Origin of the sequence: Gemmobacter megaterium, assembly GCF_900156815.1 — a bacterium.
Lineage (GTDB): Bacteria > Pseudomonadota > Alphaproteobacteria > Rhodobacterales > Rhodobacteraceae > Wagnerdoeblera > Wagnerdoeblera megaterium.
Genome location: NZ_FTOT01000006.1, coordinates 268,045 through 293,325, shown reverse-complemented (window position 1 = coordinate 293,325; position 25,281 = coordinate 268,045). Strand labels below are relative to the sequence as shown.

The 25,281-nt window shown below is 64.0% G+C and carries 26 protein-coding genes; 15 read left to right on the top strand and 11 right to left on the bottom strand.

The genetic code is table 11. From position 1 onward, the window contains the following. Positions 1-152 precede the first annotated feature (152 nt). The 4 genes from BW970_RS15170 (at position 153) to BW970_RS15155 (ending at position 4,090) form a co-directional block, all read left to right on the top strand. The gene (locus BW970_RS15170) at positions 153-776 is read left to right on the top strand and encodes a thiamine phosphate synthase (RefSeq protein ID WP_076532904.1); all 624 of its coding nucleotides are present in this window, start codon (positions 153-155) and stop codon (positions 774-776) included. Further along, the gene (locus BW970_RS15165; protein ID WP_076532902.1) at positions 776-1,708 is read left to right on the top strand and encodes a 2-hydroxyacid dehydrogenase; all 933 of its coding nucleotides are present in this window, start codon (positions 776-778) and stop codon (positions 1,706-1,708) included. The genes BW970_RS15170 and BW970_RS15165 overlap by 1 nt, the downstream gene beginning before the upstream one ends. 277 nt (positions 1,709-1,985) lie before the next feature. Beyond that, on the top strand, positions 1,986-3,410 hold the full coding sequence (locus BW970_RS15160) for a protein adenylyltransferase SelO (protein WP_076532900.1): 1,425 nt from the start codon (positions 1,986-1,988) through the stop codon (positions 3,408-3,410). Positions 3,411-3,622: 212 nt separating this feature from the next. Then, the gene (locus tag BW970_RS15155) at positions 3,623-4,090 is read left to right on the top strand and encodes a bactofilin family protein (protein ID WP_076532897.1); all 468 of its coding nucleotides are present in this window, start codon (positions 3,623-3,625) and stop codon (positions 4,088-4,090) included. 31 nt (positions 4,091-4,121) lie between these two features. Here the strand turns inward: BW970_RS15155 and BW970_RS15150 are convergent, their stop codons facing one another. After that, a complete protein-coding gene (locus BW970_RS15150; RefSeq protein ID WP_076532895.1) occupies positions 4,122-4,544 on the bottom strand; it encodes a PaaI family thioesterase in 423 nt (140 codons plus the stop codon). A gap of 56 nt (positions 4,545-4,600) precedes the next feature. Between BW970_RS15150 and BW970_RS15145 the strand changes: the two genes are divergently transcribed. After that, on the top strand, positions 4,601-5,389 hold the full coding sequence (locus BW970_RS15145; RefSeq protein ID WP_076532893.1) for an enoyl-CoA hydratase: 789 nt from the start codon (positions 4,601-4,603) through the stop codon (positions 5,387-5,389). 72 nt (positions 5,390-5,461) lie between these two features. After that, positions 5,462-5,824, top strand: a complete 363-nt coding sequence (locus BW970_RS15140; protein ID WP_076532890.1) for a VanZ family protein — start codon at positions 5,462-5,464, stop codon at positions 5,822-5,824. Between the two features lie 4 nt (positions 5,825-5,828). On the opposite strand, the gene BW970_RS15135 is transcribed toward BW970_RS15140, so the two are convergent. Genes BW970_RS15135 through BW970_RS15125 form a run of 3 tightly spaced genes read right to left on the bottom strand, consistent with a single transcriptional unit; the run spans position 5,829 to position 7,796 of the window. Beyond that, complete coding sequence (locus BW970_RS15135; RefSeq protein WP_076532889.1) at positions 5,829-6,230, bottom strand: hypothetical protein; 402 nt, start codon at positions 6,228-6,230, stop codon at positions 5,829-5,831. 1 nt (position 6,231) lies between these two features. Further along, the gene (locus BW970_RS15130) at positions 6,232-6,597 is read right to left on the bottom strand and encodes a bleomycin resistance protein (protein WP_076532886.1); all 366 of its coding nucleotides are present in this window, start codon (positions 6,595-6,597) and stop codon (positions 6,232-6,234) included. Further along, positions 6,594-7,796 carry a pyridoxal phosphate-dependent aminotransferase gene (locus BW970_RS15125; protein WP_076532883.1) on the bottom strand — a complete coding sequence of 401 codons (1,203 nt, stop codon included), beginning with the start codon at positions 7,794-7,796 and terminating at the stop codon, positions 6,594-6,596. Before BW970_RS15125 ends, BW970_RS15130 begins: the two co-directional genes overlap by 4 nt. 147 nt (positions 7,797-7,943) lie before the next feature. Here BW970_RS15125 and BW970_RS15120 point away from each other — a divergent pair, with 147 nt between their 5' ends. Beyond that, complete coding sequence (locus tag BW970_RS15120) at positions 7,944-8,219, top strand: FAD assembly factor SdhE (RefSeq protein WP_076532882.1); 276 nt, start codon at positions 7,944-7,946, stop codon at positions 8,217-8,219. Positions 8,220-8,298: 79 nt separating this feature from the next. Next, positions 8,299-8,796 (top strand): MarR family winged helix-turn-helix transcriptional regulator, encoded by a 498-nt coding sequence (locus tag BW970_RS15115; RefSeq protein WP_076532880.1) that lies wholly within the window; start codon positions 8,299-8,301, stop codon positions 8,794-8,796. A 40-nt stretch (positions 8,797-8,836) separates the two neighbouring features. Here the strand turns inward: BW970_RS15115 and BW970_RS15110 are convergent, their stop codons facing one another. Next, a complete protein-coding gene (locus BW970_RS15110; protein WP_229740533.1) occupies positions 8,837-9,841 on the bottom strand; it encodes an NAD(P)H-quinone oxidoreductase in 1,005 nt (334 codons plus the stop codon). After that, positions 9,838-10,491, bottom strand: coding sequence for a COQ9 family protein (locus BW970_RS15105; protein WP_076532878.1), 654 nt, complete (start codon positions 10,489-10,491; stop codon positions 9,838-9,840). Before BW970_RS15105 ends, BW970_RS15110 begins: the two co-directional genes overlap by 4 nt. Positions 10,492-10,600: 109 nt before the next feature. Between BW970_RS15105 and rpsU the strand changes: the two genes are divergently transcribed. Then, entirely contained in the window at positions 10,601-10,807 is a 207-nt protein-coding gene (rpsU, locus tag BW970_RS15100) for a 30S ribosomal protein S21 (RefSeq protein WP_028030356.1), read from the top strand. Between the two features lie 186 nt (positions 10,808-10,993). Here rpsU and BW970_RS15095 read toward each other — a convergent pair whose 3' ends face one another. The 4 genes from BW970_RS15095 to BW970_RS20335 all read right to left on the bottom strand — a co-directional run bounded on the left by BW970_RS15095 (position 10,994) and on the right by BW970_RS20335 (position 15,834). Continuing rightward, a complete protein-coding gene (locus tag BW970_RS15095; RefSeq protein WP_076532876.1) occupies positions 10,994-11,620 on the bottom strand; it encodes a biliverdin-producing heme oxygenase in 627 nt (208 codons plus the stop codon). Between the two features lie 17 nt (positions 11,621-11,637). Next, complete coding sequence (locus BW970_RS15090; protein WP_076532873.1) at positions 11,638-12,672, bottom strand: calcium-binding protein; 1,035 nt, start codon at positions 12,670-12,672, stop codon at positions 11,638-11,640. A 27-nt stretch (positions 12,673-12,699) separates the two neighbouring features. Beyond that, positions 12,700-14,658 (bottom strand): TonB-dependent receptor domain-containing protein, encoded by a 1,959-nt coding sequence (locus BW970_RS15085; protein ID WP_083701303.1) that lies wholly within the window; start codon positions 14,656-14,658, stop codon positions 12,700-12,702. A 78-nt stretch (positions 14,659-14,736) separates the two neighbouring features. Beyond that, positions 14,737-15,834, bottom strand: coding sequence for a calcium-binding protein (locus tag BW970_RS20335; RefSeq protein ID WP_159441450.1), 1,098 nt, complete (start codon positions 15,832-15,834; stop codon positions 14,737-14,739). A 252-nt stretch (positions 15,835-16,086) separates the two neighbouring features. Between BW970_RS20335 and BW970_RS15075 the strand changes: the two genes are divergently transcribed. From BW970_RS15075 to BW970_RS15065, 3 genes are all read left to right on the top strand, one after another. Continuing rightward, positions 16,087-17,640 (top strand): D-aminopeptidase, encoded by a 1,554-nt coding sequence (locus tag BW970_RS15075; protein ID WP_076532867.1) that lies wholly within the window; start codon positions 16,087-16,089, stop codon positions 17,638-17,640. A gap of 111 nt (positions 17,641-17,751) precedes the next feature. Then, complete coding sequence (locus BW970_RS15070) at positions 17,752-18,783, top strand: DmpA family aminopeptidase (protein WP_083701301.1); 1,032 nt, start codon at positions 17,752-17,754, stop codon at positions 18,781-18,783. Next, positions 18,780-19,580: a M55 family metallopeptidase gene (locus BW970_RS15065; RefSeq protein ID WP_076532864.1), complete on the top strand. Its 801-nt coding sequence runs from the start codon at positions 18,780-18,782 to the stop codon at positions 19,578-19,580. Before BW970_RS15070 ends, BW970_RS15065 begins: the two co-directional genes overlap by 4 nt. Before the next feature lie 16 nt (positions 19,581-19,596). Here BW970_RS15065 and BW970_RS15060 read toward each other — a convergent pair whose 3' ends face one another. Continuing rightward, the gene (locus BW970_RS15060; RefSeq protein ID WP_076532862.1) at positions 19,597-20,553 is read right to left on the bottom strand and encodes a LysR family transcriptional regulator; all 957 of its coding nucleotides are present in this window, start codon (positions 20,551-20,553) and stop codon (positions 19,597-19,599) included. Positions 20,554-20,924: 371 nt separating this feature from the next. On the opposite strand from BW970_RS15060, the gene BW970_RS15055 reads away from it, so the two are divergent. The 3 genes from BW970_RS15055 (at position 20,925) to BW970_RS15045 (ending at position 25,277) form a co-directional block, all read left to right on the top strand. Next, positions 20,925-22,550, top strand: coding sequence for an amidohydrolase (locus BW970_RS15055; RefSeq protein WP_076532860.1), 1,626 nt, complete (start codon positions 20,925-20,927; stop codon positions 22,548-22,550). Between the two features lie 101 nt (positions 22,551-22,651). Then, the gene (locus BW970_RS15050) at positions 22,652-24,244 is read left to right on the top strand and encodes an ABC transporter substrate-binding protein (protein WP_076532859.1); all 1,593 of its coding nucleotides are present in this window, start codon (positions 22,652-22,654) and stop codon (positions 24,242-24,244) included. Positions 24,245-24,341: 97 nt separating this feature from the next. Beyond that, complete coding sequence (locus BW970_RS15045; protein ID WP_076532857.1) at positions 24,342-25,277, top strand: ABC transporter permease; 936 nt, start codon at positions 24,342-24,344, stop codon at positions 25,275-25,277. The last annotated feature ends 4 nt before the right edge of the window (positions 25,278-25,281 follow it).

Below are 25,281 nucleotides of genomic sequence, written 5' to 3'. Positions count from 1 at the left end.
CTCTGGCAGGAATTGGGCGGGTGATAGGCCGTGGCAACCACGCGCGCAAGCAGCGAGGCGCCCGTGGCGCCGGCATTTCCCGTCGCCTCCGGCCCGGTAGCCAAGCCGTCACAGCCGCGCTATAGGGCATGAAACCGCCAAAGGACCATCCCATGGCCGAAACCGAACGCCCTCAGATCTATCTTGTCACACCGCCAGACTTCGACCTGGAGACATTCCCTGCGCGACTTGCATCGGTGCTGGATACCGCAGACATCGCCTGCCTGCGCCTCTCGCTGGCCAGCCGGGACGAAGATCGGGTCGCCCGCGCCGCCGATGCGCTGCGCGAGGTTGCCCATTCCCGCGATGTGGCCCTGGTGATCGAGCGGCATGTGCAACTGGTCGAACGCCTCGGACTTGACGGCGTGCATCTGGTCGATGGCGCCCGCCTGGTGCGCAAGGTGCGGAAAGAACTGGGGCAGGACGCCATTGTCGGGGCCTTCTGCGGCAGCACGCGGCACGAAGGCATCAACGCGGCCGAAGGGGGCGTCGATTATGTGTCGTTCGGTCCGGTCGGAGCAACGACGCTGGGCGATGGCAGCCGGGCCGATGGCGATCTGTTCCAGTGGTGGTCCGAGATGATCGAGGTTCCGGTGGTCGCAGAAGGCGCCCTGACCGAGGATCTGGTCGCGCAACTGGCACCGCTTACCGACTTTTTCGCCTTCGGAGACGAGGAAGTCTGGCGCCATGACGACCCGGCGGCTGCCCTGCGCGGGCTGATCAGGGCCATGGGCTGATGACACAAACCGTTCTTTTCGCCGCTGGCGAGGCCCGCTGGCCCAGCTATGAGCCGCATCTGCGCGCCGCGTTTGACGCAGCAGGGCTGGATGCGCGGCTGGTCACATCCTGCCCCGCCGATCAGGCCGACTACATCGTCTTTGCGCCGGGCGGTGACATTGTCGACTTTGCGCCCTACACCCGCTGCAAGGCCGTTCTGAGCCTGTGGGCTGGCGTCGAAAAGATCGTGGGCAATGCAACGCTGACCCAGCCTTTGTGCCGCATGGTCGATCCGGCGCTGACCGCCGGCATGGTGGAATGGGTGGCCGGGCATGTGCTGCGCCACCATCTCGGGATGGATCGGCATATCGTCAATCCTGCGCGGGACTGGAACCCGGAGCCACCGCCTCTTGCCGCAGAACGCCCTGTCACAATCCTGGGGCTGGGGGAACTGGGTCGGGCCTGCGGTCAGGCATTGGCTGCATTGGGGTTCCCCGTGACCGGCTGGTCCCGCAGCCCCCGCACGGTTCAGGGACTGGCTTGCCTGTCGGGGGACGACGGATTGCGGCAGGCGCTGGACTCGGCGCAGATCCTTGTCACCCTGCTGCCCGCGACGCCGGAAACCGACAGCCTGATCAACGCCGATCGCCTGGCATTGCTGCGCCGTGGCGCCGTGATCCTGAACCCCGGCCGGGGCACGCTGATCGACGATGCCGCGCTGCTGGCGGCGCTGGACACCGGGCAGGTCGGCCATGCCACGCTGGATGTGTTCCGGGTTGAACCCCTGCCGCAGGATCATCCGTTCTGGGCCCATCCCAAAGTGACCGTGACGCCCCATATCGCGGCGGAAACCCGCCCGTCTTCTGCCAGCCGGATCATCGCCGAAAACATCCGCCGCAGCGAGGCGGGCGAACCGCTGCTTTTCCGCGTCGACCGCGCGCGCGGCTACTGACTGGCCACCGCCCGCAGGTCGGCACAGGCACCGGGCCGGGCGCCACGCATTCCGCGTGGCGTGCCTGCGGCGGGGATGTTGGGGCATTCGCGCATGACCCAAGGGCCGCACCGCGCCAAACCCCGCCGTGAGGCAATGACGGTCGGCATCAGGGCAACCGCAGCCAGTTGCGCGCGCCAGCGCCTGTATGAGCGGGTTCCGTGCCCGGATTGGCCCGGTCCCCTGACGATTGCGACATCGGCGCCTATATCTGATACGCTGCCCTGATGGAGGCTTCATGCGTTTCGACAATTCCTATGCTCGCCTGCCAGAGCGCATGTTCGCGCGGCAGGATCCGGTGCCGGTTGCCTCGCCGGGCCTGATCGCACTCAACACCGCGCTGGCGGCAGAGATGGGGCTGGAGTCCGCTGCGATGTCGTCCCCCCAGGGGATCGCTATCCTTGCAGGAAACCGCATTCCTGATGGCGCGGCGCCCTTGGCGCAGGCCTATGCCGGGCATCAGTTCGGCAACTGGGTGCCCCGGCTGGGAGATGGACGGGCCGTCCTGTTGGGCGAACACATCGCCCCGGATGGCCGGCGCTGGGACATCCAGCTCAAGGGATCGGGCCGCACACCGTTTTCGCGCATGGGTGACGGACGCGCCTGGATGGGCCCGGTGTTACGGGAATACATCGTGTCCGAGGCGATGCACGCCCTTGGCGTTCCGACCACGCGGGCGCTGGCGGCCGTGACCACTGGCGAGCCGGTCTACCGTGAAGGCGCCATGCCCGGTGCCGTGCTGACACGTGTCGCCTCCAGCCATTTGCGGGTGGGAACATTCCAGTTCTTTGCGGCCCGGCAGGATATCGAGGCGCTTCGCCTGCTGACCGACATGGCGATCGCGCGGCATTATCCTGCTGCCGAGGGGCCGCTGGGGCTGCTGCACGCCGTAACACAGGCACAGGCCGATCTTGTGGCACAGTGGATGGCGCTGGGGTTCATTCACGGCGTAATGAACACCGACAACGCCCATGTCGGCGGGCTGACCATCGACTGTGGCCCATGTGCGTTCATGGATGCCTACCATCCGGATCGCGTGTTCTCGTCAATCGACCAGACCGGCCGGTATGCCTATGGCAACCAGCCGCAGATCGCAGTGTGGAATGTTGCGCAACTTGCCTCGTGTCTGCTTCCGCTGATTGATGCCGACGAGGGCGCCGCAGTCGAAGCCGCAACAGCGGCTGTCCACGCCTACACCGGACACTATCAACGCGCCTGGCTGGCGCGGTTTCGCGCAAAGCTGGGGCTGGTCTCGGGGCGGGATGGGGATCAGATGCTGGTGGAAACCCTGCTGGACCGGATGGCCCGGCAGGGGGCGGACTTTACCCGCACATTCCGTGGTCTGGCCGAAGGCGGCGCCACATCGGAGTTTTCCGACCCGGAGGCACTCACCACATGGCAGGCCGATTGGCAGGCGCGCCTCTCTGCCGAAGGCAGGACCCTGGCCGAGGCGCGGGCCATCATGCGGACAGTCAACCCCGCCGTCATCCCGCGCAACCACCGGATCGAGGCGGCCATAGCGGCGGCGGTTGCCGGGGATCACACGCCGTTCCACCGCCTGAACACGGTGCTGGCGACCCCCTTCGACGCGGATCCTGACGAGCCGCTGCGCGAAGGGCCTGCACCCGCAGAGATCGTGCACCGCACCTTCTGTGGCACATGAACAGGCAAGCCGGATCCGGCGCGGGGCCAAGGTGCACGCGCCCGCCCTGCCCTGGGCTAGCCGCGCCCCGGCCCCTGACAACTGGCCGGAAACCGCCCGGTACCCCAGTTCCTCCGCGTTCCGGGGGTTGACCAGACCGCACGCTTGCTCCTTCAATCGCAAACGAATTTCAGGGGATTCCCGGCCGACCGGGACGGGACAGGGAGAACCGCATGTTCAGCAAGACCCAGGACGACCGGCCATCGACCGGACGCGGGGGCCAGGTTTCGGTGCTGGCCTCGGATCTGATCATCACCGGGGTCATCGCCTCGGAAGGCACGATCGAATTGCACGGCAATGTCGATGGCGAACTGGCCGCTGCGACGCTGGTGGTCGGCCATGACGGCCGGATGAAGGGCAAGGTGCAGGCCGGTCAGGTCGATGTGCGCGGTGAACTGGACGGGGCCGTCACCTGTGGCTCGCTGACATTGCGCGCCGCCGCACGGCTGAATGCCGACTGCCAGAGCGGCAGGCTGGTCATCGAATCCGGCGCCGAGGTCGAAGGCCGCTTTTCGCGCCCTGCGCCACCTCCGCCAGCCGCAAGCACCGGAACATCCGCGCCCGCGCCGTCACCGGCCCCACAAACGGACTTCGACGCCGCAGAAGGTGGCGCGGCGTCCTTGCCCGAGGATCAGGCCTGAGACCTGCCCGCCGGGCAAGTGGCTTGGCGGATCACACCTTGGGCGGGATGGAATAGGTCAGCCCTGCCCGCGCCACAATCGCGTCGGAACCATCAGAGCGCAACAGAACGTCGCCCACGGCCAGCGTTCTGCCCAGCTTCAGCAGCCGCGCCTCTGCGAACAGGTCGCGCCCGGACTCGGGCTTGCGCATGAAGTCGATGCTGCAATTCGTCGTGACCGCCAGCGCCACGGGCCCGATACGCGACAGGATTGCCAGATAGATCGACACGTCGGCCAGCGCGAACATCGACGGCCCCGACACCGTGCCCCCCGGCCGCAGATGCCGATCGGCGATCAACATGCGCACGGTCAATCCGTCCGGCTCAAGCCTGTCCACGCAGAAATCGTCGGCCACCTGCGGAAAGGCCTGCCGCATGAACACATGCAGCGCCGGTATGTCCATTGCCAAGGTCACGCTTTCCTCCCGTACATCCCGCGCGTAAGGTTCCGGCAAAGCGGAGGAATGGCAAGATGGCAGACCCGATCCTGACCCGGCATGATGCCGATGACGTTGCGACACTTACCCTGAACACGCCCGAGCGGCTGAACGCGCTGTCCAACGACATGCTGGCGGCACTGAAACATGCCTTCGAGGCGCTGGAGGCCGACCGCACGATCAAGGCCGTCGTGCTGAGAGGCACCGGCAAGGCGTTCTGCGCCGGGCACGACCTGCGCGAGATGCAGGCCGCCCGTCAAGCGCCTGATGGCGGCGCAGACGCGTTCGCAGATCTGTTCGCGCGGTGCGCCGAAGTCATGCAGATGATCCCGCGGTTGCCACAGCCCGTTATCGCGCAGGTCCACGGGATCGCCACGGCTGCCGGGTGCCAGTTGGTGGCCTCGTGTGACATGGCCATCGCGGCCGAGGGCACCCGGTTCGGGGTGAACGGGGTGAACATCGGGCTGTTCTGCTCGACGCCCATGGTGGCACTCTCGCGCAATGTTCCGCGCAAGCAGGCGTTCGAGATGCTGACCACCGGCACCTTCATCGACGCGCACAAGGCCGAAGCCCTGGGGCTGGTGAACCGTGTAGTTCCCGCCGAGCAACTGGACTCGGAAACCCGCGCCCTGGCGGCAACCGTCGCCGCCAAGCTGGGCGCCGCGGTGCAGATCGGCAAGCGGGCCTTCTACGATCAGATCCAGATGCCGCTGGATGCGGCCTATGCCTTTGCCGGTCAGGTCATGGTGGACAACATGATGCTGCGCGACACGGATGAAGGAATCTGCGCTTTTCTGGACAAGCGCAAACCCGATTGGGCATAGGCGCCCTGTCAAATCTTCGGGAACGCAACCTTCGCAGTGGACTTGCCACTGCGAAGGCGCCAGAACGGCGGGATGAACCGCCTGACCGTATCCGCCATTGCCCTGACCCTCGCTCTGGCCGCGCTGATTGCCGTGCTGACGCTGGTTCGTATTCCGGTTCCTTCTGGCGTTGGCGGGTCGGACAAGCTGCATCATGTGATCGGATTTGCTGCGTTGGCCCTGCCCATCGCCTGCGTGCGCCCCCGCTGGAGCCTGCATGTCGCCATGATACTGGCGATCTACGGCGGTGTGATCGAGTTGGTTCAGCCCCATGTGGGTCGGGCCCGCGAACTGGCGGACTGGATGGCAGATCTGGCAGGAATCGGACTGGGCACCGCCATCGGAATCGGGCTGAACCGGGCGGTTATGCTTGGCAGGGCGCGCAGGCGGGCATAGGCGCCTAGTCCTTCATCAGCCGTTCCGCCTTGCGGCGCACCAGCACCGACCGCAGATCGTGCATGGCCAGCAACAACCGATCTGTCACCGCGTCCAGCGCCTCGTCCGTTGCACGGGACTGCGCCCAATGCGCCGTCATGTTCAGGTGGTCGATCGTGCGGTGAATGTCGTCAATGTCGCGCCGGGCAAGCTCCTCCTGCCGCGCGGCCAGCCAGGTGATGATCGCATCCTGATCCGTCTCGCTCAGCACCCGGTCGCCATGCGGCTTGATGTTGCCGTTCTTGACGTTGACAAAGGCGATCTCGTCCATCTCGATCCGGCGCTGCCGGTTTTCGGTATCGACCCGAAACACCGCCGCGCCGTTCTCGCGGATGCGAAAGAAATAGTCAGGAAGCTCGCCGCCCATCTCACCCCCTGTTGTCGATAACCCGCAACAACGACCCGTCAGGGTCCACGACCGCGAACATGCGCGGCGCGGCGCCCGGCTTGAAGAACCCGACAAGCCGCGGAATGGCCGTCGTGTCCGACGCTATCCCGATGCGCTGCCAGTCATCCAGCAACGCATCCGGGTCATCCACGCGCAGACAGGCTGAAAACCAGCTGCTGCGCGGATCAAGGTCAGGATGCGAAAAGAACTCCAGCACCAACGGTCCGCGCGACAGGATCATCCAGCCGTCATCCCGGTAGTCCACCGCAAATCCCATCGCACCGTAGAATCCGGCAGTCACGCCAAAATCCCGAGACGGCAGGTTCGCGGTGATACGGTCGGTCATTTCAACCCTTTGCAAAAGGTCTGGATGCGGGTGCAGGCATCGACAAGCACCTCGTCCGAGGTGGCATAGCTGACCCGGAACGCCGGGCTGAGGCCAAAGGCCGCGCCGAACACCACCGCCACGCCGGTTTCCTCCAGCAGGGCGTTGGCGAAATCCTCGTCATTGGCAATAGAGATGCCGGTGGCCGAGGTCTTGCCGATGCAATCGCCGATGGTCGGATAGACGTAAAAGGCACCTTCCGGCACCGGGCAACGCACGCCGGGGGCCTCGTTCAGCATCTTCACCACCAGATCGCGGCGGCGCTGGAACTCCTTGCGCGATTCGACGATATAATCCTGCGGCCCGTTCAGCGCCTCGGTCGCCGCCCACTGGCTGATCGACGACGGGTTCGAGGTGGATTGCGACTGCACCTTGGACATGGCCTTGATCAGCACTTCGGGACCGGCGGCATAGCCGATACGCCAGCCAGTCATCGCATAGGCCTTGGACACGCCATTGCAGGTCAGCGTGCGGTCATAGAGGCCCGGTTCGACCTGTGCCGGCGTGCAGAATTCGAAGTCATCGAACACGAGGTGTTCATACATGTCATCGGTCATCACCCAGACCTGCGGATGCCGCATCAGCACATCGGTCAGCGCCTTGAGTTCATCACGGGTATAGCCAGCGCCGGTCGGGTTCGAAGGGCTGTTGAAGATGAACCACTTGGTGTTCGGCGTGATCGCCGCTTCAAGCTGTTCGGGCGTCAGCTTGTAGCCGGTCTGCGCCGGGCATTCGACCGGCACGGGCGTGCCGCCCGCCAGATAGACCATATCGGGGTAGCTGACCCAGTAGGGCGCGGGAATGATCACCTCGTCGCCGGGGTTCAGCGTGGCCATCAGCGCATTGTACAGGATCTGCTTGCCGCCCGTACCCACGGTCACCTGCGAGGGTTTGTAGTCCAGCCCGTTCTCGCGCTTGAACTTGGCGCAGATCGCCGCCTTCAGCTGCGGGGTGCCATCGACATTGGTGTATTTGGTCTTGCCTTCGTCGATTGCGCGCTTGGCCGCATCCTTGATGTTCTGCGGCGTGTCGAAATCGGGCTCGCCCGCCGACAGGGCAATGATGTCGCGCCCCTGTTCGGCCAGATCGCGGGCCTTGTTGGAAATCGCAATGGTGGGCGAGGGTTTGACGCGGGCAAGCGTGTCGGACAGAAAGGGCATTTCGGCCTCGGGTTTGAAAGGCGGGCGGACCCGTCTTAGGGTGGGGTTGCCCGCCGTTCAAGCGATAACCGTCTTTGGCCTCGAAACGCCTTGCGAATATGGCCGGGCAAGCAGAAAAGCGGCCTCGACATGGCCAGGAGCACACCTATGAGCGAACCCCTCGACGCACGGCTGAAACGGATGCGGATGCGATCCTGGCGGCGCGGCACCAAGGAAATGGACATGGTGCTTGGCCCCTATGCGGATGCGCGGCTGTCCGGCATGGACACCCGCGCATTGGACGCGTTTGACGCACTGCTGGAAGAATATGATCAGGATCTGATCAAATGGGTGCTTGGGCAAGAACCCGCGCCGCCGGAACATTCCGCGCTGATCGCCGATCTGGCTGCCTTTGCCCGTGCCCGGCTGGCGCCCGGACCCTAAGCAAACTTTGCGGGAATTTACCCGATATTGGGGATTTGCGCCGATTCTCCGGTGACGACACAGGCAGCCGGAGAAGGACATGACCATTCAGACCAGACTTGCCGCGCCCGGCGTGCGGGGCCTGACACCGGGCTACCTGGAAAACCTTGCATTGCTGGAACGTCTGCACCGGCTGTTGCTGGATGTGATCAAGGATGAATTCGAACGGGTGGCGCTGCTGGAGATCAATCCGGTTCAGGCGCTGCTGCTGTTCAACATCGGCGACAACGAGGTGACGGCCGGCGAGCTGAAATCGCGCGGATATTATCAAGGGTCAAACGTCAGCTACAATCTCAAGAAGCTGGTCGAACTCGGCTACATGCACCACCAGCGATCAGAAATCGACCGCCGGTCGGTGCGGGTGCGGTTGACCGACAAGGGACGCAAGGTGCGCCTGCTGCTGGCAGAACTTTTCGCGCGCCATGCCGAAGGGTTGGCGGCGCGCAATCTCATTGATCCAGACGGGATGGAGGCCATGAACACCGCCTTGCGCAGGGTAGAACGCTACTGGACCGACCAGATCCGCTATATCTATTGAACCGGCGCCGGGGACCCGCCGCCGCCGTTCAACGCAGATGTCACGTCACGCGCAAAACAATCTTGCCGATATGCGACGATCCTTCCATCCGCGCATGAGCCGCGGCCGCCTGATCCAGCGGGAATTCGCTGTCCATGACCGGCGCTATCTTGCCCGCCGCAAGCAACGGCCAGACCTCGCGCTCCAGTTCCGCCGCGATCCCGGCCTTTACCTCGACCGTCCGGGGCCGCAGCGTCGAACCCGTGATCGTCAGGCGCCGCACCATCACCTCGGCAAAGTTGAGCTCCACCTTCGGGCCAGTCAGGAACGCAATTTGCACCAACCGCCCATCATCGGCCAATGCCTTGACGTTGCGCGGAAGGTAGCTGCCCCCCACCATGTCCAGGATCAGATCGGCGCCCCCCTCGGCCTTCAGGGCACTGACAAAATCCTCGGTGCGATAGTTGATGGCGCGTTCGGCCCCCAGCGTCAGGCAGGCGGCGCATTTCTCGTCGGAACCCGCCGTCGCAAAGACCCGCGCGCCCATCGCCTTGGCCAGTTGGATGGCCGTTGTCCCGATACCGGAGGTGCCGCCATGGACAAGGAACCGCTCCCCCGCCTTCAACCCTCCGCGCTGCACCACATTGGTCCAGACGGTGAAAAACGTCTCGGGCAGGCAGGCCGCCTCGCGCAGCGCCATTCCGGCAGGCACCGGCAGCGCATGATCCGCAGGGCAAAGCGCATATTCGGCATAGCCCCCACCGGGCAAAAGCGCACAGACGGCATCTCCCAGGCGCCAGCGCGTCACCCCTTCGCCCACTGCAACGACATGGCCCGACGCCTCCAGCCCAGGCAGCGGAGACGCACCGGGGGGCGGGGCATAATTGCCCGCACGTTGCAACGCATCGGGGCGATTGACCCCGGCGAACGCCACCCGGATCAGGATTTCGCCATATCCCGGCACCGGCAGCGCACGGATGGCAGGGACCAGAACCTCCGGGCCGCCTGGGGTTGAAATTTCGATCACACGCATCGTTTCAGGCAGATCGGTCATCATTCGTGTCATGCAGAAGTTCCACTCTGGGGGGCCTTGATGCAGGCAGACAGCCGGGCCTGAATCTCCATCAACGGGCGGGTCAGCGGGTTCTGGCGCAGCTTGGCCTTGGTCTCTTCAATCGCCATCACATCAGCGATCCGCCGCTCGACAAAATCGCGGGTTGCCGACAGATCGGGGGAGTCATCGCCCAGCCAGTACAGCACCGCAGACCCATATACCCCCGACAGAATGGCCCGCTTGGAATACCAGTTGAAATCGTCGGAGCGGTCGCCAAGCGCCGTCCAGATCGTGTCGGCAGACTGCCACAGGGCGGCGGCGCCTTCGGCTGCGTGATGCGGCAAGGCGAACATGGCCGACGCCCGGCGCACGACCTCGCGGTCGCCAGCCGCATCGAGCCGCAGCATGATCGCATGGACAACCCTGTCCCGAAAGCGCATCCCCGTCAGGTCGGCCGCAGCCAGCCGTTGCCGCAGCTCGGCGTCGCCCAGCCGATGGGCCGCGACAGCCAGATCCACAGCGCCGCGCGGGCAATGAACACGCGCCAACGATTCGTCGACACCCGCATCTGCGCAAGCGGCGCGGAAAGTGTCTTGTGACCAACCATCAAAAGGAACATGCGGCAGGGCCGCGCGGGCCAGACGTTCGGTGATCTCGTGCATGGCGTCTCCTTTCACCAGTACCAAAGGTAGACAACCCCTGCCCGGTTTGCTATAGCCCGCGCGCCTGCACATTCGTGCAACTTCAACTTAGAAAGGTGGTGAAAACCACATGCAGGTCAGCGTTCGTGACAACAACGTCGATCAGGCCCTCCGGGCTCTGAAGAAAAAGCTCCAGCGCGAAGGCGTCTTCCGCGAAATGAAGCTCAAGCAGCATTTCGAAAAGCCGTCGGTCAAGAAAGCGCGCGAGAAAGCCGAAGCGATCCGCCGTGCGCGCAAGCTCGCACGCAAGAAGGCTCAACGCGAAGGCGCTCTCTGAGCGATTTCGAACAGCTGGGTGGGGCAACCTGCCAATGGCGAACCCCCAGGGCAACCGCTCGCGGGGGTTTTTCATTTTCTGACGCGCACGCCAGGCGCGGCAAGGTGCGCGCGGCATCGCCGGCGCGGGATGGATGCCTCCGGGCGGATACCAGGCCGGGAACGCCCCGGCCCGGCGATACGGATCTTATCCGGCAACCGCTGCGGCAGGGGCAAAGATGCGATCCACCAACCCGCGCACGCGATTGAACGCCGCCTCTGCCCCCGCAATGGCGCGGGCCTCTTCCTCTGGGGAAAGCTCCACTGCGTCCAGCGCGGCTGTGAACGTGCGCCAGTGCAGACCCCGGCCTTCGGGCGCGCCAGCCAGATGCCTTGCGCCGAAACCGTCCGACAACCCCAGTTGCGCGGCAGCCTTCAGCAGGAAGGCGGCACCGAGGTTCGAGCCTTCGGCGACATACAGCCAGCCAAGCGCCGTCGGCAGATCCACATTGTCGGCGGCGAATGTCGGGGCGGTGTCAACAGCCTCCGGCTCCAATCCCAGATCCGCCAGATCCTGCCGCACGGCGCCCAGCCGTCGGCGGCCCTGCAAATCGGGCAACAGCTCCTCCAGCACCGCATTGTCATAGAGCGCGTCGATATCGCGGTGAAAGGCGTGCTGAACCTTGAGAAACAGGCCAAAGCGATCCCGGCTGGCAAAGGGCTTTCCCGCCATGATCGTGCTGTCCAGCGCCTCATGCGCAGAATGGGTTGCGGCCTTGAGCCGTTTGGCACGGGTTTCACCGTCTGGCTGCGCGATGGCTGCGGTTTCGTTCATAGGTGGTCTCCTGAGTGTCAGAGCAGCAGGTAATCGGCATCAAGCGACGAGAGGCCGTTCAACAGAATCTTGAGGTCGGCCTTACCATCCCCGTCGACATCGCCCAGCAGCAGCAGATCGCCGCCCTCGGCCTTGATGCGAAGCTCACCCGCCACGCGGGAAAAGCTGTCGTCACCGATGAAGCTGAAGCTCTGATTGCCCGACAGGCCGGTATTGGCGTCGATGGCGGACAGATCGAGCAGGTCGCCAGAGGCGCCGTCGAAGTCGAGGATCGTATCATGGGCCTTGCCGGTGGAGTCTTCGACAGAGCGGAACACGAATGTATCGGCCCCCTTGCCGCCGATCAGGGTGTCGTTGCCCTTGCCACCCTTCAGCGTGTCATTGCCGTTGCCACCCGCCAGCCGGTCGTGGCCTTTGCCGCCGATCAGCAGGTCGTGCCCCTTGCCGCCGGACAGCCGGTCGTTGCCTGTGCCGCCATCCAGCGTGTCGTGCCCGCCATTTCCCGACAGCCTGTCGCGGCCATCACCCCCGACAATCCGATCGGCAAAATCGGTGCCCGAATAGCGGTCATTTCCGGCCGATCCGATCACATCGTGACCCGTGGCCCAGAGCGTGGTCTCCAATGCCGTCGGATCGCCCGCCATCAGGCCCGACACCGTCGGGCTGGTCGTCGCACCCGAGATATTCAGGCCGGTGATCTCGATCATGGTAGAGATATCGGCAATCTTGCCATCGCTGCCGGTGGCGAACCCGTCGGTTGCGGCATCATAGCTGTCGCCCAGAACGGCAAGGCGCAGGCCATCCAGCGTGCCCACGAGTTTATGGGTCGTCATGTCATAGGCAAAATCGGCCCCATCCATGACAGTGGCCTGTGTGGCCTGCGGCTGACCTTCGGGGACCGTCCCCAGCACGACGATCTGGCTACCGCTGAATTCCGTTTCGCCGCCAAGGATCCACGGCCAGCCCAATGACTCGAAACTGTCGAAATAGGCCGCGAAATCGGCGTTGAAATCGACACCTTCCGTGCCATGCAGCTTGATTGTGATGCTCATGTCAGGCTCCTTTCCAAGAGTCCGGTCTCAGAAATTGATCGTGAGCGCGGCCGCGACATTGCGCCCCGGACTCGGGTTCGTGTTCAGGAACTGGGTGTAGTCCCGGTCGAACAGGTTGTTCACCGCGACATTGGCCAGAACTCGGTCGCTGATCCGGTAGGTCGCAAACAGGTCCACCGTCTCGTAGCGCGGGGTTGCCGAAGCGGCAGTGCCCCCCTTGGCCCCCACAACCGTAAGACGCGCGCCCATGTTCAGGCGCTGCTCCATGGCGCGGAGTCCGGCTGTGGCGACGATGCGATAGGGCGGCACCTTTTGCAGCGCGCTGCCGTCGGCAAGATTCACGCCCTTGAGATATTCCGCCGAGAAACTGCCGAACATCCGGGGCGAGTCATACTCGGCCGACAGGGTCAGACCGCGCACACGGGCCTTGGCGATGTTCTGGTATTGATACCCCTGGCGCGAAATGCCGGACAGAAATACCTGATCAATATAGTCGGTCACGTTGTTCTGAAAGCCGCGGAGCGACACCGACAGGCTGTCCTCCGGGCGGGCCAGATCCGCAAAGCGCAAGGTCGCGCCGGCCTGCAACGTCCGGGCAATTTCCGGGCGCAGATCGGGGTTTGGAAAGAACCGGCCCGGCACGGGTGGCGGATGCGTGCCCTCGATCAGCGACTCGGTCAGCGCGGGGCCGCGATACCCTTCCGAATAGCCCAGATCGACGCTGATCCAGTCGCGCGGGCTGAACGTGACCGAGACCTGCGGCGAGAGGCGATTGCCCTTGATCCGCGTTGTCGCGTTCGCCAGCCGGTAGCTGTCCCAGCGCAGCCCCGCCACGACCTCCAGCCAGTCGGCATGGCGCAAGGTGTCCTGAATGAACACACTGGCAGCGCGCCGCGTGCCATCCGGCGTCAGGGCCGAACTGGTCGCCACCCGGTCGCGGTAGGTGTCGAACCCGAACCGGAGCGTGTGATCCCCATGCCCCGACACCAGACGCGCGGTGTTCGACACGTCAATTCCCGTCGTGCGCACATTGAACGCACCATCCTGCGCCCCGGCGATGTCATATTCCCGCTGACGGGTGCGCGTGGAATAGACCCTGGCATCCAGATCCCAGAAATCCGAGGTCAGCGAGGTCAGCCGATACCCGGCCGAAAGCGTTTCGGTCAGGACGTCACGCCGCTCTGCGCCATTCATGAAATCATTGTCATACCGGCTGGCCGAAAAGCTCAGTTCATGCCCGTCCGCTGGCCGGAACCGACCCTTGAGCAGAAACGACCGCATGGTCTGGGCCGATTGCACGCGCGCGCCGCCGCCAGAGGTGTAGTTGCCGATGTCGCGCCAGGTGGTGCCCAACAGCACGTCGGCGCCGTCGCCCATCCGCGCGGCGGTCACAAGATTGGCTGTCGGCCCATCGCCATTTCCAGAAAACGACAGCCGCGCCCGACCGCCGCGCGTCACGCCGGGGGCGAGGATGTCATCGGCATCGACGGTGGCAAAGCGCACCACACCCCCGATTGCCCCGCCCCCTGCCCCGGCCGCACCGGAGCCGGACGTGACACTGACCTCTTTCAGCATCTCGGTATCCAGATAGACCGTCCCGTTGGGGCCATGGCCGTTCTTCTGGAAATTCTGGCGCGCGCCATCGACCAGCACTGTGACGCGGCCGAAATCCTGCATCCCGCCGACATTGACCGCAACACCGGGATCTCCGCTGGCGACCTGGGTGCTGACGCCAGGAAGACCGGACAGGATGTCGCCCAGGCGTGCGGCGGGCAAGCGGCGCTCCAGCGTCTCACCCGCCATGCTGCGCGTATCCGGCCCGGCATTGGCCGCGCGGCTGCCGAACACGGTGACGGCATCCAGCAGGATTTCTGTATCGGGATCGGTCGGAGCCGCCTGTTGAGACCAGGCCGGCCCCGCCACCGCGCCGCATATTGCGGTGAAAATCAGCAACCCCTTGGCTGAGCGACGACTGGTTCCAGGCATCGTTATATCCGTGCTGTGGGTTTTAATGGCGCCTTCGGGGCCAGTCCGGCCCCGAAGATTGGACGGCACTCTGCGCGATCAGAGCAGGAAGTTGCCTGCCTCGATCAGATGCTCGCCTACCAGCATCAGGCCAAAATCGGCCTTGCCGTCGCCATCGACGTCACCACTGACAAAGGTTCCTGCCTCGGTCACGTCATAGCGCAACTCTCCGGCTGTGTTCGAGAAGGCATCGGTCCCGATAAAGCTGAACTCGGCCACGCCGCTCAGGTCGATCAGATCGCCTTCGGCCGCGTCGAAGTCATGGATGGTGTCGAACTTGCGCGCGGAGCTGTCGCTCAGCTCTGCAAAGACGAAGGTATCGGCACCCGCCCCGCCATACAGTTGATCACGGCCCATGCCGCCTTGCAGAACGTCATCGCCGGCACCGCCCTTGAGGGTATCGCCACCGACCCCGCCATACAGCGTGTCATTGCCAAGACCGCCATACAGACGGTCATTGCCATCGCCGCCGTTCAACAGATCTTCACCCTTGTTGCCATACAGACGATCGCGGCCTGCGTCGCCGTTCAGCACATCGTCACCCTGCACACCGCGGATCACATCGGCCTTAGCGCCACCATCGACCAGATCGCCAAAGCGGGTGCCGGTATAGGTGTCGGCGCCCTCCGACCCGATGAAATGCTGCGCCTTGGTGCCCAGCAGCGCCTCAAGTGCCGCAGAACTGGCCGAGGCGCCTTGCAGGCCCGAATAGATCGGCATCAGGGTGTTCTCGGCAGTGGCGCCAGTGCCCGCTGCCACATCAACATCCAGCCCGGTGATTTCAACCAGCACATCCAGCCCGCTGATGCGCCCGACCTCGCCGGTGCCCTGTTCGCCGGTCGTTTCGCCATCAACCCAGGTTCCGATCCGGATCGTGTCAAAGCTTCCCGACAGGCCATGGCCATAGCTGGAGCCATAATGCATGAAGTCATACGCCAGATCGCTGCCGTCCAGCACGATGTGGTTGTCGCCATAGTTGAATGCCAGTTGGCTGCCATTCATGAAATAGGTGCGGCCATATGCGCTGTCCGGCGTCCCACCGTAAAATTTGTAGCTGCCCGGTGCCGTGACGAACGACGACAGATAGGTCGTCCAGTCCATCCCGCCGGATGCTGCCGACGCGTCGATGGTGATCATTGTCGAGCCCGTTGCCATATCATAACCCCTTGAGTCGCAAGATTTGCCCGGACAGGCGGTATGCGACGGCGGCTGGCAACTGCGCTGGCGATGCGTCTTGTGATTCGTCCGGTGGATGGCCGAGGCTTAAATAAGTCGATTGAAACAGTCAATCTTATGACCAAGTTTTTCAGTCACCTTTTCTGTGGCTGGACATGGCCGCCGGGCTGCGCCAACGATCCGTGGCAGATTACAAGGACAGGGGCAGCGATAATGGATGTTGCAGCAATAGAGACAGCCCTGGCAGAGCTGCCCAGCAGGTTCCGGGGGCCGGGCGGTGTTGCGGGGGTGGTGGCTGACGGCAGGGTTGTCGCCGCTACCGCATGGGGTCACGCCGATCTGGGCGCACACCGGCCCATGACATCCGCTATCCGGCTGCCGGTCTGTTCGATCACCAAGCAGTTCACCTGTGCCGCGCTGCTGGGCGCGGTGGGCACGCCCGAGGCGCTGGACCCTGGACTTCCTACCCTCATCCCCGCGTTTCAGGACACCCTCCCGACAGTGCGGGACCTGTGCAACAACCAGTCCGGTCTGCGGGATTACTGGGCGCTGACCATCCTGCACGGCGCCAGGGCCGAACAGACCTTCTCCCGCGCCGAAGCCTTGCCGCTGATCGCGCGGTATCGCACCGGCCATTTCGCACCGGGGACCGGATATTCCTACAGCAACGGGAATTTCCGCATTCTTGCCGAACTGCTGGAACGGGCGACGGGCGAGGATATGGCCACGCTCTATGCCCGGCACATCTGGGATCCGGCCGGTATGGACGGGGCGATACTGGCAGCCGATACGCGCCATCCGGCAGATGATGTCGTCGGATATGAGGGCACCATCGAAACCGGCTATAGACCCGCCGACAATGGGATCTGGTGGATGGGCGATGCCGGAATGGCCGCATCGCTGGACGACATGCTCGCCTATGAGCGTTGGGCAGATGCCACACGCGAGGATGAGACCGCGCTGTATTCCCGCCTGGCGCATCCGCAGACCTTCCGCGACGGCCGCGCCGCCGCATATGGCTTTGGCCTGTCGCATAGCCTGGTGGCCGGGCATCGGTTCACCGGCCATGGTGGCGCGCTGCGCGGGTTTCGGTCCTATCGGATGTATTGCAAGGAACAGCGGCTGTCGGTTGTGGTGATGTTCAATCATCAGGCCGACGCCCAGGGCGCCGCCCGGATGCTGGCCAAGGCCGCATTGGGCTGGAACGATCCGGCGCCGATGCCGCTGGAGGACGGATGGCAGGGCAACTGGCTTTGCCCGGAAACGGGTCTGACCGCCCGGCTGGAGCCGGGCGTGGCGACCGCCACCCTGCGCTTTGGCACATCGCCCGAGCCGTTGCATCAGGTCGGGCCAGGCCAGCTTGGATCCGCGCTTGCGACGATCTCCAGGCAGGGCGGCCGGCTGGTGATGGATCGCCCGCACGAGAACCTTTCCAGCCTGCTGGTGCCGTACCGTGCCGTTGACATGGCCGATGGGGCAGAGATCTCGGGGCGCTACACCTGCGCAGAGCTTGGCGCAGACATGATCATCGAGGCGAATGGCCCCTCTGTCGGGGTGTGGTTCGACGGAACTCTGGGACAGGGACAGATCGAACTTGCCTGTCCCGCCGGTCCGGATCTGTGGCACATCTCGACCCGCAGGTCGATGGACGCCCCCGCACCGGGCGACTGGACCCTGCACATACGCCGCAACGCATCCGGCAGGGTAGCCGGGGCAAAGCTGGGCTGCTGGCTTGCACGAGGTCTGACCTATGATCGCATCGGATAACGGTATGTTTCGCATGGGCTATTCAGTTCCTGCATGGCGCATTGCACAAAGGGAATTGGCCTGTCCGGCGGCGCAGCCCCAGTCTGCGCCGGATATGACGCGGGGAAAGACATGCTGACGGCGCGGGATCTGGGGCTGATGATCGGCGGGCTTGCCGTCGGGCCGCTGAATGCGATTACGGATGTGCCAGGCGTGACCGTCGGCCACCGCACGATACAGGGGGACGGGCTGGCAACCGGAGTAACGGCAATCCTGCCCCATGCGGGCGATCCGTTCCGTCAGAAGGTGCGCGCAGCCGTAGAGGTGATCAACGGCTTCGGCAAATCGGCGGGTCTGATGCAGGTGGCCGAACTCGGCACGTTGGAAACCCCTGTCCTGCTGACGAACACCTTCGGCGTTGCGGCCTGCACCGAGGCATTGATCCGCCGGGCGATTGCGGCAAATCCCGATATCGGGCGCAAGACATCCACCGTCAATGCCGTCGTATGCGAATGCAATGACGGCGGGATCAGCGACATTCAGGCGATGGCCGTGACGCCCGGCGACGCTGTGATGGCGCTGGAGGCAGCCACGGGCGGGCACGTTGCCCAAGGGGCTGTTGGTGCCGGAACAGGGATGACAGCCTTCGGGTTCAAGGCCGGGATCGGCACCGCATCGCGGGTGATGCAGGTGGATGGTCGCACATTCACACTGGGCGCGCTTGTTCTGGCAAATTTCGGCGCAGCCGGCGATCTGGTATTGCCCGATGGCCGCCGCCCCGATCCGCGGTCGCCGCCCGAGGGCGACAAGGGATCGGTGATCGTGGTTCTGGCAACCGATCTGCCGTTGGGCGACCGGCAGTTGCAGCGGGTCGCACGGCGCGGGGGCGCGGGGCTGGCGCGGCTGGGCGCGTTCTGGGGCCACGGCAGCGGCGACATCTCGCTGTGTTTCACAACCGCCGATCCGGTGGCGCACAAGCCCGCGACATTTGCACCAGTGCAGCGACTGGACGACGGGCGCATTGATCTAGCCTTCCGCGCCGCCACCGAGGCAACGCAGGAGGCAGTGCTGAACGCGCTCTGCGCCGCGCCCGCCACCCAAGGCCGCAATGGCCGTCTGTACCCCGCCCTTGCCGATTGGCTGAAGGAACACCCACCGACATGAAAGTCTTCATCTCTGCCGATATCGAAGGCACCGCCGGAATCGCCACCTGGTCCGAAGCTGACCGCAACCATCCCGATTATCCGCAGTTCCGCGACCTGATGACGGCCGAGGTCGTCGCAGCCTGCGAAGGCGCGCGGGCTGCCGGGGCCACAGAGGTTGTGGTCAAGGATGCCCATGACAGCGGGCGGAACCTGATGATCGACCAGTTGCCCGAGTATGTCCGGGTCATCCGAAACTGGCCGGGGCACCCGGATTCCATGATGTTCGGTCTGGCCGGGGACTTCGCTGCGGCGATCTACACCGGCTATCACTCCAAGGCGGGAACAGAGGCAAACCCCTTGGCCCACACCTCGAACCTGCGCATCTCGCGCCTGATCCTGAATGGCGAAGTCGCCTCGGAATTCACGGTCAATGCCCTGTGTGCAGCGGGTTACGGGGTGCCATCCGCCTTTATCGCGGGCGACGCCGGCATCTGCGCCGACGCCCGCGCGATGGTGCCGGGAATTGGCACCGTCGAAACGCTGGAGGGGTTCGGCCCCGCCACGATATCGCTGGCCCCGGCGCGTGCACGCGCTGCGATCCGCAATGGTGTCGAACGCGCGTTGCAGGGCACCCTTGCAAGCCGGATGCCCCAAAAGGCACCGCATTACGAAGTCGTCGTCGAATACGTGAACCCTGTCGATGCCTATCGCGCCAGTTGGTACCCCGGCGCCCGCGCGCACGGCCCCCGCGCAGTGGCCTATGAGGCGAACGAGTTCTTCGAGATCCAACGCGCCTTGCGTTTCATGAACAGCTAGGATCTGTTGGGCGATGTCACGCGCCCCGCGTGCCTGACATCGCCCCACGGGCCAGCACATCCGCCGTGGCTTGCCACAGCGTCTCGACCGGGCGGCTTTGGCTTTCGCGGTGGCGGTACAACCGGATCTCCAGGTCCATGGTCCAGCCATCGTCCAGCGTCGCCCGCACCAGCCGCCCGGACTCCAGATCGGCCTGCACCAGGCTTTCCGGCAACCAGACCAGCCCGTTTCCCGCAAGCGCCAGCATCATCAGCCCCGCGCTGATGGTGTTTTCATGCACGGTGCGGCGCCGGAACGGCGGGCGGGTGGCGAACAGTCGTCCCAGCGCAACGCCGAAAAAGGAGCTGAACCCGTAACTCAGATAGGGCACGGTCAGCCGGCCATTCACAGCCCGATCCAACAGACCCGCACCGCGATGCAACACCCCGCCGATCCGCAGTTCAGGAGCGGCGACCGGCACAAGGCGATCATGCCCGATGGTCATGAACGCAAAGCGCGTCTGTTCCAGATGGAACGGAACCTGCGAATGCGCATAGGTCAGCAGAAAGTCGGTATCGCTTTCGACCAGCGCCGCCAGATTGGCCTCCAGCCCTCCGCGATCGGGAATGAACGATGTGCGCAGATCAGGGGCGCTGGTTTCCAGCGCGGCCAGCCAGCGCGGAAAGAACCCAAGGGTCAGCGTATGCAGCGCGGCAAAGCGCACCAGCCCCGCCTCGGCAATCGGTCGCAGCGTTTCGCGCGCGGCAGAGAATGTGCGGATGGTCTCTTGCGCCACCGGCAGGAAGCTGCGCCCCGCAGGGGTCAGTTCGGCGGGCATGGTGGCCCGACTGATCAGGGCCGCCCCGAGCCAGGTTTCCAGTTGCTTGATTCTGCGGCTGAAGGCGGGCTGCGTCACGTTGCGCACTTCGGCCGCGCGGGAAAAGCTGGAATGCTCGGCCAATGCGACAAAATCCTCCAGCCACTTGATCTCCATCGTCAACGTCCCCCTCGCAGGCCATGGGTTGGCCAATTCTATACGCAACGGCATGGAATCGCAGACTTATGCCGTAATTGCATGATGCCGTGTCAAAACCGAATTGGCCATCGCCCATTTCGCTCGCCACGCTGTGAACATAACAACAGAAAACCGTACACAGGTTTTCGGGTCCAACGGACGGGAAGGGATGGTCAGGTTCGAACGGTTTCGATCTTGTGCCGAAGGTATGGCAGGTTTGGCGCACCGCGCAGGGCCCCGCAGCAGTGCCGACGGATCGGTCGGTTGTCGGGAACCGAAACCAGCCTCGTTGGCCATATGGCTGCACATCCGCAGTCGGACTCATCATAAACGTCTTCGGGAGAACCTTCTTGTCCATCAAGATTGAAGCTGACTGCATTCTGCTGAATGGCCGCATCTGGCGCGGCCGCGCGGACGGGATCTGTCAGGCCCTTGCCATCTGGCAAGGCAAGGTCATCGCCAGTGGCAGCGATGACGAGATCCTGTCGCTCAAGGGCGCGGAAACGCAGGTGATCGACCTGCAAGGGCGTTTCGCCTGCCCCGGCCTGAACGACAATCACCTGCATCTGATCGGCACAGGCCTTGTAATGGGCATGGTCAATGTCACACCCGATGCCGTGCCGACGCTGGCCGCCATGAAGGCCGCCATCGCAGCGCGGGCCGCCGAAACTCCCAAGGGCGACTGGGTTCTGGCCCGCGGCTATGATCAGGTCAAGCTGAACACCGGCATCCACCCGACCCGCGACGATCTGGACGCGGCGGCCCCCGATCATCCGGTGCTGGTGACGCGGGCCTGCGGGCATATCGCCATCGCCAACTCCAGGGCGCTGGAATTGGGCGGCGTGACCGAGGCAACCCCGGTACCCGATGGCAGTGTCATCGGAATGACCGGGAACCGTCTGAACGGCCTGCTGGCCGAAAACGCCATCGGCCTGGTGCGCCGCGCCATTCCTGCGGTGACAGAGGATCGGCTGATCGACGCGATCGAGGCGGGCGGCAAGCATCTGCTGGCGCTCGGGATCACCAGTTGCATGGACGCGGCGGTCGGCCAGATCAGCGGCGTGACCGAGATCCGCGCGTATGAACTGGCCAAGCTGACCGGCCGCCTGCCCGTGCGCGTCTGGCTGACGCTGTTGGGCGATCCGGGCAAGTCCATCGTGGACGACTGCCATGCCATGGGCCTTGTGACCGGCGCGGGCGACGACATGCTGCGCGTCGGCGGGGTCAAGCTGTTCCTCGACGGCTCTGCCGGTGGGCGCACCGCATGGGTCAGCAAGCCCTACCGGGACGAGCCGCAGAACCTGGGCGTGCAAATGCTGCCATCGGATCAGGTCGAGGCACTGGTTCAGGATTTCCATGATCGCGGCTATCAGATGGCCTGCCACGCCATCGGTGATTCTGCGATCGAGCAGATCATCACCGCCTATGAAAAGGCGCAGGCCAAGACCCCTGTACATGACCGGCGCCACCGGATCGAACATTGCGGCTTTCTGGCGCCCGATCACAACGCCCGCATGAAGGCCGCAGGGATCTATCCCGCAGGCCAGCAGGCGTTCATCCATGACTTCGGCGACAGCTACATCTCGGTGATGGAGGAGGAACGTGCCCTGTCCTCCTATCCTATCGCCACCTGGATGCGGATGGGCATGAACCCGTCCACCGGGTCGGATTCGCCGGTCTGTTCGCCCAATCCTTATCCGACCTTTCATTCGATGGTGACACGCCAGACATGGCGGGGCACTGTGATGGACGAGAACGAGCGTCTGACCCGCGAAGAGGCCCTGCAAGCCTATACCGAGTTTGGCGCCTATTCGCAGAATGCCGAAACGGTCAAGGGCCGGTTGGTACCTGGTCAGTGGGCCGATATCGCCGTGTTCGACAATGACCTGCTGGAGGCGCCGCTGGATACGGTCAAGTCCGGCACGCGATGCGTGCTGACGCTGCTGGCCGGTCGGGTGGTCCACGACGCGCGATGACATCGCATCGGGGCGGCTTGCCGCCCCAATGCCTGATCGACAATAATCACAGGGCACCGTCTCAAAGAAAGACGGCGCCGAACCCAAAGGGAGAAACGGGTATGATGAAACGCCTTTCACTCGCAGCTTTGCTGAGCCTTGGTGTAGCGGGCGCCGCATTGGCGAGCGATCCGCGCCACGGCGGTACACTGAACTTCACTGCGCCCTATGGTTCCAGCTTCTCGACGCTGGACATTCATGCCAGCCCGAACATTCAGGAACACTTCCTGACCTATGCGATCCATCGCAGCCTGTATTCCTGGGATTCCATCCAGAACGTTCCCGTTCTTGAACTCGCAGAGTCGGTCGATGTGTCGGAAGATGGCCTGACCTATACCTACAACCTGAAAAAGAACGCGGTCTTTCACAACGACAAGCCGTTCACCGCAGATGACATCATCTTCAGCTACAAGCGTATCGCCTCGGGCTCGAACGCGCTGCCCGGCGCCAGCTACCTGAATGTGATCAAGGGCGTCTCGGAATATGCCTCGGGCGCGGCCACGGAAATCGAGGGCCTGAAAAAGGTAGATGACCACACGCTGGAAATCACCCTCGCCGCGGCTGGTAACCCCGGTTACAACCTGATGGAAGCGACCACCGCGATCTATCCGTCGAACGTGGATGTTGCCCAGCAGGCCATCAAACCCGTCGGCCTGGGCGCTTTCGTGTTCAAGGAACATGTCCCCGGTTCGCAAATCGTCGTCGAAAAGTTCGACAAGTACTACGAGGACGGCAAACCCTACCTTGACCGCGTGAACATCATCGTCATGGCCGAAGGTTCGGCGCGTGACGTGGCCTTCCGCAACAAGGAAATCGACGTCTCGATCCTGGGTCCGGTGCAGTATTCCGAATATCAGGCCGACCCCGCGTTGAAGGACCACATCCTCGAAGTTGCCGAGACCTTTACCCGCAACATCGGCTTCAGCCAGACGCAGGTCGAGGCGTTCAAGGACAAGCGCGTCCGCCAGGCGATCAACTATGCGATCAACTCGGATCTGATCATCCAGCGCCTGGTCCGCAACAAGGCCGTGCGTGCGGTGGGTTGGCTGCCCGTCGGCTCGCCCGCCTTTGACGAAAGCGCCCAGCCCTACCCCTACGACCCGGAAAAGGCCAAGGCCCTGCTCAAGGAAGCCGGCTACGAGAACGGCTTTGAATTCGAAGTGACCGCGACTCCGAACGAAAGCTGGGGCGTGCCGATCGTCGAAGCCATCCTGCCGATGCTGAATCAGGTCGGCATCACCGTGCGTCCCCGTCCGGTGGAATCGGCCGCACTTGGCGAGACCGTGTCTTCGGGCAACTTCCAGGCCTATATCTGGTCGAACCTGACCGGGCCGAACCCGTTGACCGTGATGCGCTGCTTCTGGTCGCAGACACCGCAATCGGCCTGCAACTACACCGGCTATTCCAACCCGGAATATGACAAGATCTACGAAGCGGCCCGTGCCGAGCGTGATCCGGCCAAGCAGAACGAGTTGCTGAAACAGGCCAACAACTTCATCCAGGAAGAGGCGCCGGTCTGGTTCTTCAACTACAACAAGGCGGTCATGGCCTATCAGCCCTGGGTGCATGGGCTGGTGCCCAACGCAACAGAACTGGCGTTGCAGCCCTATGACGAAGTGTGGATTGACGACACGGCCCCCGCGTCGCGCAACTGATCCCCCTGGCTGCGGGTGAACGCCCGCAGCCACGTCTCGCGGATGTGCGGCCCCTCGGGGACCGCACATTCCATGCGGCTGCAACCGGAAAGACCGTATGTTTCGTTTTACCGTTCGCCGGATCCTCCAGATCATCCCGACCGTCGTGGTCGTCGCGCTGCTGATCTTTGTGATCTTCAGCGTGGTTCCCGGCAGTTTCGCCGCCAGTCTGTTCTCGGACGGCAAGACAAATGCCGACCCACGCCTGGTCGCCCAGCTGAACGAACAGTTCGGCCTGAACAAACCACTGCACGAACGATTCCTGACCTATATCTGGGATCTGATGCGGTTCGACCTTGGGACAAGTTTCCGCACCCGGTTGCCGGTGATCGACATGATCAACGAGCGCATCTGGGCCAGCCTGGAACTGGCAATCGCGGCCATGGTCTTTGCCATCGTGATCGGCGTGCCGCTGGGGTTCATGGCGGCCATGCGGCCCGGATCGGTGCTGGATACGGTGACAATGATCGGCGCGGTCTCGGGCCTGTCGTTGCCGCAGTTCTGGCTGGGCCTGCTGATGATGATGCTGTTTGCCCTGCAACTGAACTGGCTGCCCAGTTTCGGCTATGGCGACGGATCCTTCCGCAACCTGATTTTGCCGGCCATGGCGCTTGGCGTCACACCGCTTGCCCTGCTTGCGCGAACCACGCGGGCGGGCGTTCTGGATGTGATGAATGCCGATTTCATCCGCACCGCTCATTCCAAAGGGATGAGTGAGACGCAGGTGGTGCGCTGGCATGTGTCGCGCAATGCGCTGGTGCTGATTGTCACGACTGTCGGTCTGCAATTCGGCTCGCTGATCGGGCAGGCGGTCGTGATCGAAAAACTGTTTGCCTGGCCCGGCATAGGCTCGCTGCTGGTCGACAGCGTTGCGATCAGCGACATTCCGGTGGTCCAGGGAACGATCCTGGTGATCGTGCTGTGGTTTCTTGTGATCAATACAGCGGTGGATTTGATTTATGCGGCAATCGACCCGCGCATCAAGCAGGGGTAACGGG

What these genes read in the sequence shown, in the direction of transcription:
- BW970_RS15170 (WP_076532904.1), top strand. Translation starts at nt 153, where the DNA reads ATGGCCGAAACCGAACGCCCTCAGATCTATCTTGTCACACCGCCAGAC.
- BW970_RS15165 (WP_076532902.1), top strand. Translation starts at nt 776, where the DNA reads ATGACACAAACCGTTCTTTTCGCCGCTGGCGAGGCCCGCTGGCCCAGC.
- BW970_RS15160 (WP_076532900.1), top strand. Translation starts at nt 1,986, where the DNA reads ATGCGTTTCGACAATTCCTATGCTCGCCTGCCAGAGCGCATGTTCGCG.
- BW970_RS15155 (WP_076532897.1), top strand. Translation starts at nt 3,623, where the DNA reads ATGTTCAGCAAGACCCAGGACGACCGGCCATCGACCGGACGCGGGGGC.
- BW970_RS15145 (WP_076532893.1), top strand. Translation starts at nt 4,601, where the DNA reads ATGGCAGACCCGATCCTGACCCGGCATGATGCCGATGACGTTGCGACA.
- BW970_RS15140 (WP_076532890.1), top strand. Translation starts at nt 5,462, where the DNA reads ATGAACCGCCTGACCGTATCCGCCATTGCCCTGACCCTCGCTCTGGCC.
- BW970_RS15135 (WP_076532889.1), bottom strand. Translation starts at nt 6,230, where the DNA reads ATGGGCGGCGAGCTTCCTGACTATTTCTTTCGCATCCGCGAGAACGGC.
- BW970_RS15130 (WP_076532886.1), bottom strand. Translation starts at nt 6,597, where the DNA reads ATGACCGACCGTATCACCGCGAACCTGCCGTCTCGGGATTTTGGCGTG.
- BW970_RS15125 (WP_076532883.1), bottom strand. Translation starts at nt 7,796, where the DNA reads ATGCCCTTTCTGTCCGACACGCTTGCCCGCGTCAAACCCTCGCCCACC.
- BW970_RS15120 (WP_076532882.1), top strand. Translation starts at nt 7,944, where the DNA reads ATGAGCGAACCCCTCGACGCACGGCTGAAACGGATGCGGATGCGATCC.
- BW970_RS15115 (WP_076532880.1), top strand. Translation starts at nt 8,299, where the DNA reads ATGACCATTCAGACCAGACTTGCCGCGCCCGGCGTGCGGGGCCTGACA.
- BW970_RS15110 (WP_229740533.1), bottom strand. Translation starts at nt 9,841, where the DNA reads ATGACACGAATGATGACCGATCTGCCTGAAACGATGCGTGTGATCGAA.
- BW970_RS15105 (WP_076532878.1), bottom strand. Translation starts at nt 10,491, where the DNA reads ATGCACGAGATCACCGAACGTCTGGCCCGCGCGGCCCTGCCGCATGTT.
- rpsU (WP_028030356.1), top strand. Translation starts at nt 10,601, where the DNA reads ATGCAGGTCAGCGTTCGTGACAACAACGTCGATCAGGCCCTCCGGGCT.
- BW970_RS15095 (WP_076532876.1), bottom strand. Translation starts at nt 11,620, where the DNA reads ATGAACGAAACCGCAGCCATCGCGCAGCCAGACGGTGAAACCCGTGCC.
- BW970_RS15090 (WP_076532873.1), bottom strand. Translation starts at nt 12,672, where the DNA reads ATGAGCATCACAATCAAGCTGCATGGCACGGAAGGTGTCGATTTCAAC.
- BW970_RS15085 (WP_083701303.1), bottom strand. Translation starts at nt 14,658, where the DNA reads ATGCCTGGAACCAGTCGTCGCTCAGCCAAGGGGTTGCTGATTTTCACC.
- BW970_RS20335 (WP_159441450.1), bottom strand. Translation starts at nt 15,834, where the DNA reads ATGATCACCATCGACGCGTCGGCAGCATCCGGCGGGATGGACTGGACG.
- BW970_RS15075 (WP_076532867.1), top strand. Translation starts at nt 16,087, where the DNA reads ATGGATGTTGCAGCAATAGAGACAGCCCTGGCAGAGCTGCCCAGCAGG.
- BW970_RS15070 (WP_083701301.1), top strand. Translation starts at nt 17,752, where the DNA reads ATGCTGACGGCGCGGGATCTGGGGCTGATGATCGGCGGGCTTGCCGTC.
- BW970_RS15065 (WP_076532864.1), top strand. Translation starts at nt 18,780, where the DNA reads ATGAAAGTCTTCATCTCTGCCGATATCGAAGGCACCGCCGGAATCGCC.
- BW970_RS15060 (WP_076532862.1), bottom strand. Translation starts at nt 20,553, where the DNA reads ATGGAGATCAAGTGGCTGGAGGATTTTGTCGCATTGGCCGAGCATTCC.
- BW970_RS15050 (WP_076532859.1), top strand. Translation starts at nt 22,652, where the DNA reads ATGATGAAACGCCTTTCACTCGCAGCTTTGCTGAGCCTTGGTGTAGCG.
- BW970_RS15045 (WP_076532857.1), top strand. Translation starts at nt 24,342, where the DNA reads ATGTTTCGTTTTACCGTTCGCCGGATCCTCCAGATCATCCCGACCGTC.